The sequence below is a fragment of the Nostoc sp. WHI genome, from assembly GCF_015714725.1.
In the GTDB taxonomy this organism is placed as follows: domain Bacteria; phylum Cyanobacteriota; class Cyanobacteriia; order Cyanobacteriales; family Nostocaceae; genus Nostoc.
In genome coordinates, this window is sequence record NZ_WBKM01000355.1 from 15636 (window position 1) to 30323 (window position 14688).

Here is a 14688-nt window from a genome sequence, read left to right on the forward strand (position 1 = left end):
TTTTTCCTCCTGCCTTATCCCAACGAAAAACTGTTACGCTGACATACTTACTATTTAATATCAACCCACTTATAAAAGTTAAGGTCTGGACTTCCATATTCTTACCCTAGCTGTAAGAATGAGCGCAATCAAATAAGGCAGCACCATCTTTTCGAGCAAATTTTTCTGACCGGGAGGTTGTATAATCGACAGCTTAGTGAATTATTTTATTAACATACAAAACTAATCACAAGGGACGGGGTATCTTTCAAAAAAGAGTCTAATAAACTATTAGTTCTATTGGTAATAAGATATATTCTACTGCCTACTGCCATTACTTTCTTTTTAAGAAAAAATTAAATTTTTACCTGACAGAGTGTTGCTTTGTATGTTCTATCAAATAGATAGACGAAAATTAATTCAATATAGTTTCTCATTGCCAACAGGCAGTTGATGGTTAATATTGATTCTTTTCACTCATCAAGCAAAAATAATTTTATAGAAGTTTAGTTTTATTTTTGATGCTGATACTTTAGCCTAAATTGCTAGTGGTTTTATGTCTAGATAACGTTATTTTCCATAGTTAAGGACATTCATATATTATTAATAGTACAGTTTAATATCCACTGTTACCGTATAACTACGGAAATTAAAGAGCGTGTTCATAGGCAATTTACTAAAAGTGCAATAGTAGGCCATGTATTTATATAAGACTTAAATCTTACATAATGAAGTAGATGTTTAAGACATTCGGTAAGGTGTTTTGCCAATGAACGACTAATTTTCTGCTCTAAGAAAAAACCGACTAGCTGTATCGAGATACCAGTCAAAAACTAGCTTTTTTAGCAGGAGGAAGCAAAACCGAAAATTATCTTAATAACTTGCCTTATAATTACAGCAATTAGAATTAGGATTTTTAATTATCTTTCTAGGAATCCTAATCATTAACTTATATTGCCTTAGACAGGTCATAGTTTATTTTCAGTACTTTTGTTTAGAGATTTCCAACAAATAAATTATCCAATCTTGTAGTGTACGCATCTTATACTGAGCGCTCAGGCCGAAGTCTTGCCCGCCTTTGGCTACGGGCTGGCGAGACACCCACCTCACAATAAGTAATTGAGTATTTTTATTTGGAAGTCCTTTAGCTTTGGTAGATGCGATAACTGTATTATTTAATAACTGTATGGGTTGGTGCAAAACCCAGCTTGCTTATCAGTATACCTTTGGAGTCAAAATAATCAAGGTATTTGTCCTACTTCTTAAACTGGCTGGAAACTTTTATGATTCCTCACGAAAGTGATGCAAAAGAAGCGCGTGCGTCGTTAAAAGTATGGCGTAGTTGGCAGGAAAATCTGATTTTAATTGCGATCGCCTTGTGTTTAGCACTCCTGATCCGAACTTTTATCGCCGAACCCCGCTATATACCTTCTGACTCGATGTTGCCTACTTTACATACAGGCGATCGCTTGGTAGTTGAAAAAATCTCTTACCATTTTCATCCTCCCATAACTGGCGATATTATTGTTTTTCAGCCACCCTTAGAACTACAACGTCGGGGATATCCCAAAGACCAAGCTTTCATCAAGCGGGTTATTGGCAAGCCTGGTGAGGTGATTAGTGTTGCTTCTGGCAAAGTCTACGTCAACGGCCAACCCTTGGCAGAAGACTACATTGCTGAACCACCAAATCAGCCATATCGACCAGTCAAAGTCCCGGAAGACAAATTTTTTGTGATGGGAGATAACCGCAACGATAGTAACGACTCTCGCTATTGGGGCTTTTTACCGAGAAAAAATATCATCGGCCGGGCAAACTTTCGCTTTTGGCCTCTCGATCGCATAGGATTCATTTAAATAGTTAGGAGTTAGGAGTTATTTAAAACTTCTAACTTTTAATTTAAAACCTCAAATAATACATCATCTGAGCGATCGCATCACCAGATAACTCTAACCGTCGCTGAAAATCAGCTAGGTTACGATAAAGCCCAGCTGATTGTCGATTTTGCACCACTGCTTGCGCTAAAGACAAATCTATAAATGGAATTTGTACTAAATTTTCAACTGTTGCTGTGTTCGGATTGACTAAGTGCGTAGGATTTTCTAGAGATTCGTGGTCATAATAAATAAAATTCAGCAGAGGCTTTAATGGCTCTAGTCGTTGTGCTGGCATACTCAAAGCCGCAGCAATATCTTCAATACAGTAAAATTTAACACCTGAACGTGAAAGTTCTACAAGCGATCGCGCTTGGTGAATTGACAAACCTGGTAGACGCAACCAATCATCTACAGTCGCTTGATTAGCATCAATGCGGATACCTAATTTTGCCGCTATCTGAATTTCTTCCCCAGATTGCAGGCGATAGTAGGGATCGTTGAGGAGCTTGGCACGGAGTTTTTGCAACTTGGGGTTCAAAGGTAGCCAATTGTTCATGATTCTCGCTAACCTCAAGAAATCTGGTCTAGCAGTTGGCGGCGCTTTTGCTCAAATTCATATTCTGAAATTAGTCCATCTTGGCGTAGAGCATCTAATTCACGCAAAGCGCTAGCGATCGCTCCTACCTGATTACTCACTCGCGGTAAGTTTCTAGCAGCTTGGCCCATATTAAAATTCCGATCAAAAGCTTCTTCGTCTTGGGCTAAATACCAAACTCCCTCGATAGCACTAGCTACCTTGGGGATAGGCGTCCAAGAAAGCAATACATACAAAACACCCCACAACGGCTGTCCTAGATAAAATTTATGTAATCCTGAAATTGTCAGCGTGCCAGAAAAAGCTAAAACAGCAGCAACGCTTCGGCTTTTGCGCTTAGTCAACATATTCTCTATAAATCTACTACCATAGTTTCTACAATAAAACAGCCATCAGCAATTCATAATTTCCAATTTGAGCGTTTTTCAATTTATTAAACTACACCACTCCCTACTCTCCAGCCCCTGTTATAACCGTGGTCTATAAAAAAAGAAAATTGCTGTAAAAAGTGTAATCTTGGCAAATATCCTAACTATATTGCTAAATATCTACTTGTCATTAGGTTTGGTACATTTTCAGCAAAAATTACTAGGTATAGCCAGTGTTTACATCCGTCAAGCATTAAAACTTAACCCGCAACATTCACTAGGTTTGAAATACGCTCCCCGATTGAAAATTCAACCACATGAAAATACAAATCCTCAATCAATGGCTAAAGCTGTGACTATTGCAGCTTTATTGAGTCGGTTTCAATACAGGAACCATTCTCAAGTCAAGTGTTGAAATTTCGATAAAAAACCGTACTAAAACCGTAGCTTCGTCATTAAATTCATCCCCTAGACTAAAATAAAAATAGAAGTAAAACTATTAAGCTACTGAGTCTGGGCGCTCAGTTTAATATAAGCAATATGGGATTCTTCGATTCTGAGATAGTTCAACAAGAAGCAAAACAGCTGTTTGAGGATTACCAAGCGCTGATTAAGCTTGGCAATAGCTACGGCAAATTTGACCGCGAGGGCAAAAAGGTATTTATTGAGCAAATGGAAGCCATGATGGATCGCTATCGCATCTTTATGAAGCGTTTCGAGCTATCAGAAGATTTCATGGCACAAATGACAGTAGAGCAAATGAAAACACAGTTAGGTCAGTTCGGTATCACCCCGCAACAAATGTTTGACCAAATGCACCTCACTCTACAACGGATGAAAACCGAACTAGAAAAACAGCTCTAGTCAATTTTAGATTTTGGATTAATTGCCAATCCAAAATCCAAAATTCAAAATTATTGTGACTTGGGGCGAGAAAACTGAGAAGTTGGCTTGAAGTTTTCTACTGGTACATTCTTGAGTGCCTTCTCCATAAAATCTTTCCAAATAGGAGCAACCATACCGCCACCCGTGGCGCGGCTAGCTAATTGTCTGTTGTCGTCCCTCCCCACCCAGACAGCAGTGGTTAACTGCGGCACAGTGCCGACATACCAAATATCCTTTTCTGATGATGTCGTACCCGTCTTACCAGCGCTTTGGCGACCTATAGCAGCACCTTTACCTGTACCCTCAGTAACTACCGATCGCATCACATCGATAATGGCTGCTGATGCCCAAGGATCGAGAACTAGCTGGGGTTTGGGCGTATTGTCTAGCAACACGTTACCACTACTATCAGTAACACGAGCAATTACAGTTGTTGGTGACTGCCAGCCATAATTAGCAAAGGTAGCATAGGCACTAGCCATTTCCAAGGGTGTAACACCAATTGCACCAAGAGGCAGGGAACTTACAGGTTCCATCGGACTCATAATGCCCAAGGTACGGCAAGTTTCTATCACTCTATTCATCCCCACGCTCTTACCAAGTTTAATCACGGGAATGTTGCGCGACTGGGCTAAAGCTGTGCGGATTGGCATAGCTCCTTTAAAACCCCCATCATAATTTCTGGGAAAGTACCAACCGTCACCATCTCGATAGCTGACCGGGGAATCTACTACCGTTGAGTCTGGGCTGTACTTCCCAGTAGCAAAAGCAGTATAGTATACAAACGGTTTAAAAGCAGATCCGGGCTGCCGTTGCGCTTGAGTTGCACGATTAAATTCACTGGCCTTAGGATCTGTACCGCCTACCAGTGCTTTGATAAAATGCGTGCGCGGATCAATCGCCACTAGGGCTATTTGATTCTTAGATAATCCCTGCCCAAGTAGTGATCTATGCCACTTACCGACAGTCTCCTCTGCCATAGTTTGGAAATTGGCGTCAACTGTGGTTTGTACCCGCATCCCGCCTTTGAGTAGTGCCTCACGCCCAAACTTCTTAGCCAACTCCTGCGCTACAGTATTGGTTATGTAAGGTAGGGCACTACCTTGAAAGGATTTGATTTTACCAAGTTTGATTTCTTGCTTAAGGGCATCGTCATATTCTTGCTGGGTAATCCAGGTCAATTCCAGCATCCGTCCCAGCACTTCTTTTTGTTTCTGTTTTGCCAGCTTCATGCTTGCAAACGGGCTGAATTCTTCGGGCGCTTGAATCAAACCCGCCATCATTGCTGACTCACCCAAGTTTAAATATTCTGATGACTTGTTAAAGTAACTGCGTGCCGCAGTTTGTACACCATAATTGTTATGACCCCAATAAACTTGATTGAGGTACATTTCTAAAATTTGGTCTTTGCTGAGGATTTGCTCTAACCGAATCGCCAGCACTCCCTCGGCTAACTTCCGAGTAAAGGCACGTTTGCGAGTCAAAAACAGGTTTTTCACCAACTGCATAGTAACAGTAGAGCCACCCTCTTTCACTCCACCTGCTGCCCAGTTGACGACTACAGCACGCCCAACACCAACGGGGTTAATACCGTGGTGATCGTAAAAGTGACCATCTTCACTTGCTAATACTGCTCGCTTCAGATTCGGGGAAATTTTATCTAGGGGTACAACTTCTCGGTTCGCCTCCCCGTGGATACTTGCTAGGAGTTTACCCTTAACGTCATAAATGTAAGTTGTTTCTGACGGAAAAAAGTTACGTAGCTGTCTGACATCTGGCAAATTACGGAAGCTAATGGCTAAACCAACCAGTCCTCCGGCTACAATGGAACTTGCCAGCATGGTGATTGAGAGGAGAGTACCGCCAGTTACCTGACCTACTCCTTTCATAAACTCAAAACCCGATGAAGCCCGGCGTTGTGGCTGCTTATCTTCAAAAGTCCTAGACGACGACACGGCTATTACACTTCCTCACTTGTAGATTTAACTGTAATTCATTGAGCGAAGCAGGGCGGTTAATTTTTTGCAATTATAGTAGTTTGGTAAACGAAAGAGCGGATAAATTGCTAGTGAATATAACCAACCTAAGTTCTAAAGTACAAAGTATAGCTAATAGTGAATCTCCTAGTATGACGCAAGATTTTGCTTGGCTGCGTCGTGGTGTTGTAGAAATTTTTCCTCAACCAGTTGATGAGGACAGTGAAAGTTTAGAAAAGTGTTTGCTGAGTACAAAGCAACCTTTGAGGGTTAAATTGGGGATTGACGCCACAGGTGCTAACATTCATCTTGGTCATAGCATACCAGTGCGTAAACTGCGAGCGTTTCAAGATGCAGGTCATACAGCAGTGCTAATTATTGGCGATTTTACAGCCCGCATTGGCGATCCCACAGGCAAATCTGAGGTGCGTCGCCAGCTAACAGAAGCAGACGTAGCGCAAAATGCCCAGACTTATCTTGATCAAGTGCGTCCTATCTTGGATTTTGACACACCTGGAAGGTTAGAGGTGCGTTATAACTCCGAATGGCTCTCTGGGCTTGATTTAGGGAAAATTTTGGAGTTGCTCTCCACGATGACAGTAGGACAGATGTTGGCCAAAGAGGGATTTGCGGAACGCTATAGAAAAGAGAATCCAATTTTTATCCACGAGTTCCTGTACCCGTTGATGCAGGGTTTTGATTCGGTCGCAGTCGAGGCAGATGTGGAATTAGGAGGGACTGACCAAAAGTTTAACATTGCTGTGGGCAGAGATTTGCAACGCCATTTTAATCAAAAGCCTCAATTTGGAATGCTACTCCCGATTTTGATTGGCACTGATGGAGTTCAAAAAATGTCCAAGTCTTTGGGTAATTATATTGGATTATCAGAACATCCTGGACAAAAGTATCAAAAGTTGCAAGGAGTTCCCGATCATCTGCTGGAAGAGTATTTTGAATTTTTAACGGATTTACCTTTGGATAAACTGCCAGAAAATCCCCGCGATCGCCAAACACTTTTAGCATGGGAACTTGTCAGACAGTACCACGGCGAAACAGCAGCTGATGAAGCCAAAGAAGCAGCGCAAAGCGGTGGAAAGGAAGGTGCAGTTCCAGAATTTTCGTTAGCTGCTGTGCCGCAGTTTCCTACTAAATTAGCTTATATTCTTAATGCCACTGGCTTGTGCAAAAGTACTGGGGAAGGAAAGCGGAAAATTCAAGAGGGTGGGGTACGCTTAGATGGCGATCGCATTACCGATGTCGATACCACTTTCGCTTCTCTTGCTGAGTTACAAGGTAAGGTTTTACAAGTTGGGAAAAATAAGTTTGTCCGCTTAGTGTCTTAATTGGGGAGTGGGGAGTAGGGAATGGGGAATGGTGAACAGGCAGAACAACGAATTATTGTAGCTTTGGATATGCCAGATGAACACAGCGCGATCGCTCTTGTAGATCAACTCCCGCAAGTCGATTTCTGGAAAGTCGGTTTAGAGTTGTTTACCAGCACTGGCCCAAAAATTCTGGAAGTGTTAAAGTCCCGGCAAAAACGCATTTTCTTAGATTTAAAGTTTCACGATATCCCTAATACTGTCGCTGGTGCTTGCCGTAGTGCGGCTCGTTATGGGGTGGATCTATTGACAATTCATGCTACCTGTGGTGTGGAAGCTCTCAAAGCAGCAACAGAGGCAGCACAAGCAGGAGCGGCACAAGCGGGTATAAAACCACCTAAGTTAATTGCTATTACGTTGTTGACGAGTATTTCTGCCAGACAACTGGCCTTTGAGTTGAAAATTCCCCTAGAATTACCAGAATACGCTCTAGAAATGGCACTGATGGCGCAAGAGTCGGGGTTGAATGGGGTAGTTTGTTCGCCCCAAGAAGTGGCACAGCTGCGACAGAGTTGTGGAGATGACTTTTTGCTAGTTTGTCCGGGAGTAAGACCAAGTTGGGCAGATCAGGCAGATCAAAAGCGATCGCTTACCCCAGCCCAAGCAATCACTGCTGGTGCAGATTACTTAGTAATTGGGCGTCCAATTACTACTGCTGCCGAGCCTGAGTTAGCCTGGAAGAGGATTTGTGAGGAGTTAACTGCGATCGGATGAAGGCAGAAGTCAGCCAGAAGCACGAGAGGATGGTGCAAGGTTCAGGGGGAGAGCAATCTTGAAGAAAAATTATAGTTGGCTTTTAGCTTGTGGTTTTTGGATTTTAGTATCAAATAGCCTTGATTACCCAGCTTTCTCGACAAACCTCACCCCTAACCTCTCTGTGGTATTAGAAAGGGAAAATGTCAATAGTGGGGCGAGGTCTTTGTGTTCTGAGCAAAATTTAGAAACATTAACTACACAGTTACTACAAGATTTGCCTAGTTATACCAATCGCGCTAGTCAACGTGCCCGTCGCCTCAGCAGAAGCAGTGATGTTTACAGTTATATGCTAGTGGCAGGAAGACCTGAATTTACTCCCCTACCCCTTAACCTAGAAGAATATAGTACAGATGCGCCTAAAAGTACTGGATCAGGAGTTGAGCAAGTTTTTTTTACTAGCTTAGGACGGCAGTATATAGGTAAGAAAGGGGTAGAATTGCAGGAATTTCACTGGCTATTGTTGACTAAAACTAAAAGTGGTTGGCGTTTGGTGATGATGTTTACCCAAACAGGTGCTTATCCAAAACAACAACCACTATCACCCCCAAGGGATAGTAGTTATGGTGCGATCGCTCAAGGGGTTAAAACTTGGTTACGAGATTGTCAAGGGGGAAGTGTCCGTTGATAAAACGTAATTAAAAATCTCATGATTCGACAACCCCATGACCAATTTCTAAAGGAATATTTAAAAGAATTATTAACAGCTTTAGGTAAAGTAAAATCCTAAATTATGTCTAAAATACTCACTCAAATTCTTTATGAACAAGATTATCACTTGTGGCTAGCAACAACGTTGAAACAATTGCAAGAACGAGATTTAGATCATCTTGATTGGGAGCATTTGATTGAGGAAATTGAAGGATTGGGTAATGAGCAAAAACACAAGCTCGAAAGTTATTTACTACAACTTTTAAAACATCTGCTTTTATATGAATATTGGAGTCTTCCTGAGTGTAGAAATCATTGGGAAGTGGAAATTGATAATTTTCGGGTGGAACTCAAGAAATTAACCAAATCTAAAAACCTCTACAACTATCTGCTCACAGTGCTTGAGGAAGTCTATATTGATGCGCTACGACAAGCAAAAAAGAAAAGTGGGTTAAATTGTTTCCCACAAACTTGTCCCTATACCATTGAGCAAATTTTAGATGTGGATTATTTGCCACCATTTACCTACTTGTAAGAATAGTGGTAGTTGTCTTGAGTTCGTTTGAACACACTCATTTTTCTGAGATATTACCCTGGATTTCGTCTAACTTAGCCCGCACTGCCTGAATATCTTGCCACATCAACCATTTAGGCGCACCTCTTTCCTTAGAAGAGTTGCGTAGCAAGTAGGAAGGATGAAAAATTGGCATACACAAACGCCCTTCCCACTCTAGCCACTGTCCACGAATTTTCGTAATTCCCCGCTTATCGCCAGTCAAACTTTTGAGTGCAGTTGCTCCTGTTAGCAAAATGATTTTGGGGTCAACTAGGCGAATTTGTTCTAGTAAATAAGGTACACAAGCTGCCACTTCTACAGGAGTAGGAACTCTATTATCTGGTGGGCGGCATTTGTTAATATTGGCGATGTATACATCATTCTCAGTTGTTAAATTCACAGATGCCAAAATTTTCTCCAACAACTGCCCTGATCTGCCCACAAATGGTAAACCCGTTTCATCTTCATTTTGACCTGGGGCTTCTCCCACAACCATAATTGGTGCTTTGAGATTGCCACGTCCGACAACAGCATGAGTACGAGTGTCTCCCAATACACAACGGTGGCAGTGATCGCAATGCTGCGCCAACTCGGTCATAGTGGGATAGGTTCCGAGAGGAATAGGAATTTTAGCGTCTGTGGGAATCAGCTCTCGTTGGTTAAAGGTTGAGTCGTCAAAGAGGCTAAGTTGAGTTTCGCTGCTCATGAAAATTAGGATTTTGGTATCAGCACCAGTTGTCTTATCTAAGTTAAGTATGTCTTTGGTTGGGGACTTATCAGAATATAGACTTTTACTGAATATTTATTATTTATATAAATCTTATTGTATCAGTTAATTTGAGACAAAATTCAGTCATGATAAAAGCAGTGCCGTCCTAAAGATGCTGGGAGAAACCATGTTATATACCCCACTTTTCGCTGATCGCACCCATGCTGGTGAAGAATTGGCGCGAGTGATTCATGATGTTTTGACTCAGCAAACTGTTGATTCTAAGGTAAAGCCTGTACCAATTGTTTATGCTTTGCCAAGAGGGGGTGTACCAGTAGCAGCACCAATAGCACGTCTTTTGGGTTGTCCCTTGACGATAATTGTGGCGAAAAAGATTAGCCATCCAGAAAATCCAGAGTTAGCAATTGGTGCAGTAACTACTTCTGGAAATGTTCTTTGGACTGATCAAAAGCTGTTTCGCTCTAAACATGATGTCCAGTGGCGGGAAGTCGCTTTAAATAAAGCCATCAACCAAGCTAAATCTGTTGAGGAACAATTAATTTCTGCTTGTCCACAGGTGAATGCCGAGGGTGCTACGCTCATCTTAGTTGATGATGGCATTGCCACAGGTATGACAATAGCGGTAGCGGCAACTGCTATCAAAGCGCTTTCTCCAGCCGCAGTTTGGTTATGCACTCCAGTAGCGCCACAAAAACTGCTACCCTGGTTGAATCAATGGGGCGATCGCACCATTGTCTTGGAAACACCGGAACCTTTCCGCAGTGTAAGTAATTTTTACGCGCAATTTCCCCAAGTAGATACATCAGAAGTTCTCGTATATCTCCACCAACAAAAAACTATGGGGGGAATTGATCTGTGCGAGTAATTTTGAATTGTTTCCCCTATGCTTGCTTTTTAACTATTTGGAGATGTTCCCTGCTGATATTGCATAGCTTTGGCATAATCACCCAAGGCTTCATAAGCGGCTTTCAGACTGGCAAGAGCTTGTTCTTCACTGCGTCGATCTTTCATACTCCTAGCTAACAGCAAACGTTCTTCATGATATGTAATTGCTTTTTTATAATCACCCAAAGCTTCACAAGCAACTACTAAATTACCTAATGACTGTTCTTCGCTACGCTTGTCTTTAATTTCTCTAGCTAATTGCAACCGCTCTTCATAATACTTAATAGCTTTAGGATAATCATATAAGGCATAACAAGCATTACCCAGATTTTTTAGCACCTGAGAAGCACTCCGAACATTTTTTAAGGAGCGTGATATTACTACACATTGCTCATAGTAGGCGATCGCTTTTGGGTAATTGTCCAAAGCATACCAAGCATTACCCAAATTTTTGAGTACCTGCTCTTCGCCCCAGTTATCTTTGAGTTCCCGCACAATTTCTAGGCTTTGCTGCTGATACTCGATTGCCTGTGTAAAGTTGCTTAAAGCCTTATAAACCAATCCCAAATTATTCAGTGCTGCCACTTGACTTCGTTTGTCTTGCAGTTGCTGCGTTATTTTCAAACACTTTTCCAGAAACTCAATTGCCTTTTTATGGTCATTCAGGTGACGGTATGCATTACCTAAATGGGAAAGTGCTTGCATCTGCAATGCTAAATCTGAGGTGTCCTCGCTCAAAGACAAACACTGTTGAGAGTAGGAGATAGAACCCTTGTAGTCTCCAGCACTATAAGTTACCAATCCTAAAAAAGAAAGCACCTGTGTCTGTTTTTGCAAATCCCCAACTACCTGAAACAGCCCCAAGGATTGTTGTAAAGACTTCATCGCCGCTACTAACTCACCAGCTTGCTGTTGTTGAATTCCTTGTCGCAGTAGCTTAGACGCTTCTGATAAATGGTCGTCACTGTCCTGTGGAGGTAGTCTTTCTGCTGGTGAACCAGGGTCAAATTCATGGGTAATTGTATTGCGCTTCACTGGTTTTAGGTGTGTTATGGGTAATTGCAACTGTATTTTTCGATCTATTATTCCATCCACCTTTAAATATCAACCCCTTGCTGTTAAGTGTGATGGTAAATTTAGTGTTCCCAAAACCAGAATACATCTTTCATTAAGCTAGTTTACAATAGCCTGGATACCAAAGACTTGAATTGTGAGGATCGGCTGTTTGATGTTGTTGTCTCGAATAGCCCATTTACAATACTAGATTTAGTGGGGTGAGAGTTTCAGTGAAGCGATCGCTATTGAACCGTTGATCGACGCTTTTGGCTTACCACTGATCAACACTAATAACTATAGGACTCCAATTTGATTTTTGAAAACATACTGAGACTGAAAAGCCTGTTTTATCAGGGTTTAATTTGAAATCTTGTTCAGAAATCAGACAGGAGTCCTATATTGATTTATCATGACACAGCAGAAATGGCACAAACTTGTAAACCAACAGGTGTGTGAATAATCACAGATTCAACACCAAATACTTGTGCGATCGCATTTGAAGTGAGAACTTCTTCGGGTGTGCCAACTTCCCACAGATGACCTTGTTTTAATAAAGCGATGCGAGAACTATACCGTGCGGCCAAATTTAATTCGTGTAAAACTGTAACAATAGTTAATTCCTTCTGCTGATTTAGATTTTTCAGTAGTTCTAATAGTTGCAATTGATAGTTGATATCTAAATAAGTTGTGGGTTCATCTAACAGTAATACTTTTGGTTCTTGCGTTAGTGCTAAAGCTAAAAAAGCGCGTTGTCTTTCGCCACCAGAGAGTTGTTCAACTAAGCGATCGCTCATTTTTTCTAGTTGCGTTTTTTTAATTGCAGCTTCCACTTTGAGCAAATCTTCAGTGTTTAATTCCCATTGCCACCAAGGTTGATGTGGCACGCGTCCTAAACTTACTAATTGTCGCACTGTTAAGCCCACAGGAACTGTTTGTTGTTGCGGTAACAATGCCAGTTTCTGTGCAACCAAATTTGGGGGTTGAGAGTGAATCGCTTTACCATCAAGTAGTACCGTTCCCTGCTGTGGCGAGAGAATGCGACTTAGCAATTTGAGTAATGTAGACTTCCCTGAGCCATTAGCACCAACTAAACTCAACCATTCTCCTGGTTGCAGAGTGAGGTTAATGTCTTGGACAATTGGTACTGCGGTGTAACCGCCTGTGAGGTTTTGCAATTCGAGTGGCATTTGAGAAATTCAAAAATTAAAGATGTAGTAAATACCATTTTGACAGAGGCGATCAATCGTTTGGATTTTGGCTTTGAGGTTGGTATCATAGGTTAATCCCTCCCACTTTGTGGGATGTGTTAGGAATAGCGATCGCTCTGTTAGTTTTCCAGGCTGGACGAGCGATCGCTTTTGGTATGCGTAAACAGCTTTTGTTGCATACACATCAATATGTACAAAAAGATTATCTGATGCATACGCATCAATGTCAACTATTTAGGATGGGTTACGTTAGGTTAAAGATTCGAGAGCTAGCTGAAGAGAGAGGTTGGACACTAAAAGATGTTGCTGATCGCTCAGGAGTCAACTACAACACTGTTAGAAGTTATGTCCAGCGTGGTACTCTCAACACCGTTGACCTATCTGCTGTATTTAAAATAGCCCATGCGTTTGAAGTGACTTTAGAACAATTGGTGGAAGTTTTGGAAGAGTAGGCGATCGGATTGCACAAGGAATTGCTACAGAAGAAATTCTTCTTTTTTGGGACTGCTATACTGCTTTAGCTATTGGGAAAACTATATTTGTAGAGATTTATTAATTTATCCAGGCGAGAGATATGCAGTTACAGCAATTGCAGTTGTTCCACATTGTATTAGGTAGTGTATCTTGCTCCGACCCTAATCCACTTCAGTGGACAGTCATAGTGACTTTAGTTGTTGGAAGTGGGGTTTTTGTTGTGGGTAGTGGAGTTAGTATTGTAAGTATAGTAACTAAAATAGTTACTATGATTAGTGCCGGAGCTAGTTTTGAAGCGATATCAGCAGCACTTGGAGGTCATATAGCTGTAGCTAGTGGCTCGCTAGAAATGGTTTTTCAATTGGTAGCTGCGATTTCTGGTATTTTAAGTTGTTAGGACTGCACTATAGATAATAATAACGTATCCAGCCTAAAATACTTGGGTTTATAAAGAACGCCAAATTTTTGTTTTCTAGAATTATAGACATTTATTTACCCAACAAATTACGCTAGATGCGTTAGTATCTGTTAGATGGATTTACCAAAGGGCGTTGCTGAATCGGAATAAGAAATTGGAAAATTCAACATCTGAAACTTTGATTCTTTGCAGCTACCCTGCGGGTTGTGCTTGCAGTATGCGTCTTGGCGCGAAACTCATTCATATTTTTAATCAGCAACGCCAAATAAGCGATCTCCTCAGCTAGTAAGTTCAGCTTACCGTGTGAGATTTACCCCACACTAAAAAAATAAACAAAAACCCCCTAGCAATGATGTGAGCTAGAGGGTTTTTGTTGTTTAGAAAATAAAACCTGGCATCGAGCTATTTTTGCGTAGGGCTACCCCTAAACTATCGTGGCCGCAGCAGCGTTTCACCTCTGAGTTCGGGAAGGGTTCAGTGTGGTTCCACCGCGCAATAGACACCAGGAAAACCTGTCGATTTTGGATTTTGGATTTTAGATTTTAGATTGGATATATAAATCCAAAATCTAAAATTTAAAATCTAAAATTCACAAAACCCTGAAGACTGCAAGCAACGCGAAATCATTCACCAATTGATGTGAGGTCAAGCCCTCGGTCTGTTAGTACTCCTCAGCTTCATACATTGCTGTACTTCCACTTAAAGCCTATAAACGGGTGTTCTGCCCGTGACCTTACCTACTTACGTAGTGAGAGCACTCATCTTGAGGTGGGCTTCCCACTTAGATGCTTTCAGCGGTTATCCGCTCCGCACTTGGCTACCCAGCGTTTACCGTTGGCACGATAACTGGTACACCAGCGGTGCGTTCCTCCCGGTCCTCTCGTACTAAGGAGGA

Annotated in this window: 15 protein-coding genes, 2 rRNA genes and 1 pseudogene; 10 read left to right on the top strand and 8 right to left on the bottom strand. The window is 41.6% G+C overall.

The genetic code is table 11. The features are described from left to right. Positions 1 to 1262: 1262 nt before the first annotated feature. Positions 1263 to 1835, top strand: a complete 573-nt coding sequence (lepB, locus tag F8S12_RS36585; RefSeq protein ID WP_196521236.1) for a signal peptidase I — start codon at positions 1263 to 1265, stop codon at positions 1833 to 1835. A 43-nt stretch (positions 1836 to 1878) separates the two neighbouring features. Here lepB and F8S12_RS36590 read toward each other — a convergent pair whose 3' ends face one another. Together F8S12_RS36590 and F8S12_RS36595 are read right to left on the bottom strand one after the other, a co-directional pair. Beyond that, on the bottom strand, positions 1879 to 2412 hold the full coding sequence (locus F8S12_RS36590) for a helix-hairpin-helix domain-containing protein (protein WP_196521237.1): 534 nt from the start codon (positions 2410 to 2412) through the stop codon (positions 1879 to 1881). A gap of 14 nt (positions 2413 to 2426) precedes the next feature. Continuing rightward, complete coding sequence (locus tag F8S12_RS36595; protein WP_196521238.1) at positions 2427 to 2798, bottom strand: NINE protein; 372 nt, start codon at positions 2796 to 2798, stop codon at positions 2427 to 2429. 169 nt (positions 2799 to 2967) lie between these two features. On the opposite strand from F8S12_RS36595, the gene F8S12_RS36600 reads away from it, so the two are divergent. Both F8S12_RS36600 and F8S12_RS36605 read left to right on the top strand, forming a co-directional pair. After that, positions 2968 to 3234 (top strand): hypothetical protein, encoded by a 267-nt coding sequence (locus F8S12_RS36600; RefSeq protein ID WP_196521239.1) that lies wholly within the window; start codon positions 2968 to 2970, stop codon positions 3232 to 3234. 125 nt (positions 3235 to 3359) lie between these two features. Then, positions 3360 to 3683, top strand: coding sequence for a DUF1825 family protein (locus tag F8S12_RS36605; protein WP_196521240.1), 324 nt, complete (start codon positions 3360 to 3362; stop codon positions 3681 to 3683). A gap of 50 nt (positions 3684 to 3733) precedes the next feature. On the opposite strand, the gene F8S12_RS36610 is transcribed toward F8S12_RS36605, so the two are convergent. Then, complete coding sequence (locus tag F8S12_RS36610; RefSeq protein WP_196521241.1) at positions 3734 to 5659, bottom strand: transglycosylase domain-containing protein; 1926 nt, start codon at positions 5657 to 5659, stop codon at positions 3734 to 3736. Between the two features lie 173 nt (positions 5660 to 5832). On the opposite strand from F8S12_RS36610, the gene tyrS reads away from it, so the two are divergent. From tyrS to F8S12_RS36630, 4 genes are all read left to right on the top strand, one after another. Next, positions 5833 to 7023, top strand: coding sequence for a tyrosine--tRNA ligase (gene tyrS, locus F8S12_RS36615; protein ID WP_196521249.1), 1191 nt, complete (start codon positions 5833 to 5835; stop codon positions 7021 to 7023). Positions 7024 to 7044: 21 nt separating this feature from the next. After that, positions 7045 to 7776, top strand: a complete 732-nt coding sequence (gene pyrF, locus F8S12_RS36620; RefSeq protein WP_196521242.1) for an orotidine-5'-phosphate decarboxylase — start codon at positions 7045 to 7047, stop codon at positions 7774 to 7776. A 55-nt stretch (positions 7777 to 7831) separates the two neighbouring features. Continuing rightward, positions 7832 to 8443 (top strand): hypothetical protein, encoded by a 612-nt coding sequence (locus tag F8S12_RS36625; RefSeq protein WP_196521250.1) that lies wholly within the window; start codon positions 7832 to 7834, stop codon positions 8441 to 8443. Between the two features lie 105 nt (positions 8444 to 8548). Beyond that, positions 8549 to 9001 (top strand): DUF29 domain-containing protein, encoded by a 453-nt coding sequence (locus F8S12_RS36630; RefSeq protein ID WP_230968524.1) that lies wholly within the window; start codon positions 8549 to 8551, stop codon positions 8999 to 9001. 37 nt (positions 9002 to 9038) lie between these two features. On the opposite strand, the gene F8S12_RS36635 is transcribed toward F8S12_RS36630, so the two are convergent. Continuing rightward, the gene (locus F8S12_RS36635) at positions 9039 to 9728 is read right to left on the bottom strand and encodes a uracil-DNA glycosylase (protein WP_196521243.1); all 690 of its coding nucleotides are present in this window, start codon (positions 9726 to 9728) and stop codon (positions 9039 to 9041) included. Positions 9729 to 9918: 190 nt separating this feature from the next. Between F8S12_RS36635 and F8S12_RS36640 the strand changes: the two genes are divergently transcribed. Beyond that, positions 9919 to 10617 (top strand): phosphoribosyltransferase, encoded by a 699-nt coding sequence (locus tag F8S12_RS36640; RefSeq protein ID WP_196521244.1) that lies wholly within the window; start codon positions 9919 to 9921, stop codon positions 10615 to 10617. A 29-nt stretch (positions 10618 to 10646) separates the two neighbouring features. Here the strand turns inward: F8S12_RS36640 and F8S12_RS36645 are convergent. Both F8S12_RS36645 and F8S12_RS36650 read right to left on the bottom strand, forming a co-directional pair. After that, a pseudogene (locus F8S12_RS36645) lies at positions 10647 to 11742 on the bottom strand (tetratricopeptide repeat protein). 358 nt (positions 11743 to 12100) lie between these two features. Next, positions 12101 to 12880, bottom strand: coding sequence for an ABC transporter ATP-binding protein (locus tag F8S12_RS36650; RefSeq protein WP_196521246.1), 780 nt, complete (start codon positions 12878 to 12880; stop codon positions 12101 to 12103). A 116-nt stretch (positions 12881 to 12996) separates the two neighbouring features. On the opposite strand from F8S12_RS36650, the gene F8S12_RS42570 reads away from it, so the two are divergent. After that, positions 12997 to 13353 carry a helix-turn-helix domain-containing protein gene (locus F8S12_RS42570; RefSeq protein ID WP_442946852.1) on the top strand — a complete coding sequence of 119 codons (357 nt, stop codon included), beginning with the start codon at positions 12997 to 12999 and terminating at the stop codon, positions 13351 to 13353. A 122-nt stretch (positions 13354 to 13475) separates the two neighbouring features. Then, entirely contained in the window at positions 13476 to 13772 is a 297-nt protein-coding gene (locus F8S12_RS36660; RefSeq protein ID WP_196521247.1) for a hypothetical protein, read from the top strand. 410 nt (positions 13773 to 14182) lie between these two features. On the opposite strand, the gene rrf is transcribed toward F8S12_RS36660, so the two are convergent. Next, a 5S ribosomal RNA gene (gene rrf / locus F8S12_RS36665) occupies positions 14183 to 14300 on the bottom strand. 134 nt (positions 14301 to 14434) lie between these two features. After that, a 23S ribosomal RNA gene (locus F8S12_RS36670) occupies positions 14435 to 14688 on the bottom strand; the annotation flags it as partial.

Coding starts and splice junctions, on each gene's coding strand:
- lepB (WP_196521236.1), top strand. CDS start 1,263: ATGATTCCTCACGAAAGTGATGCAAAAGAAGCGCGTGCGTCGTTAAAA.
- F8S12_RS36590 (WP_196521237.1), bottom strand. CDS start 2,412: ATGAACAATTGGCTACCTTTGAACCCCAAGTTGCAAAAACTCCGTGCC.
- F8S12_RS36595 (WP_196521238.1), bottom strand. CDS start 2,798: ATGTTGACTAAGCGCAAAAGCCGAAGCGTTGCTGCTGTTTTAGCTTTT.
- F8S12_RS36605 (WP_196521240.1), top strand. CDS start 3,360: ATGGGATTCTTCGATTCTGAGATAGTTCAACAAGAAGCAAAACAGCTG.
- tyrS (WP_196521249.1), top strand. CDS start 5,833: ATGACGCAAGATTTTGCTTGGCTGCGTCGTGGTGTTGTAGAAATTTTT.
- pyrF (WP_196521242.1), top strand. CDS start 7,045: ATGGGGAATGGTGAACAGGCAGAACAACGAATTATTGTAGCTTTGGAT.
- F8S12_RS36630 (WP_230968524.1), top strand. CDS start 8,549: ATGTCTAAAATACTCACTCAAATTCTTTATGAACAAGATTATCACTTG.
- F8S12_RS36635 (WP_196521243.1), bottom strand. CDS start 9,728: ATGAGCAGCGAAACTCAACTTAGCCTCTTTGACGACTCAACCTTTAAC.
- F8S12_RS36640 (WP_196521244.1), top strand. CDS start 9,919: ATGTTATATACCCCACTTTTCGCTGATCGCACCCATGCTGGTGAAGAA.
- F8S12_RS36650 (WP_196521246.1), bottom strand. CDS start 12,880: ATGCCACTCGAATTGCAAAACCTCACAGGCGGTTACACCGCAGTACCA.
- F8S12_RS36660 (WP_196521247.1), top strand. CDS start 13,476: ATGCAGTTACAGCAATTGCAGTTGTTCCACATTGTATTAGGTAGTGTA.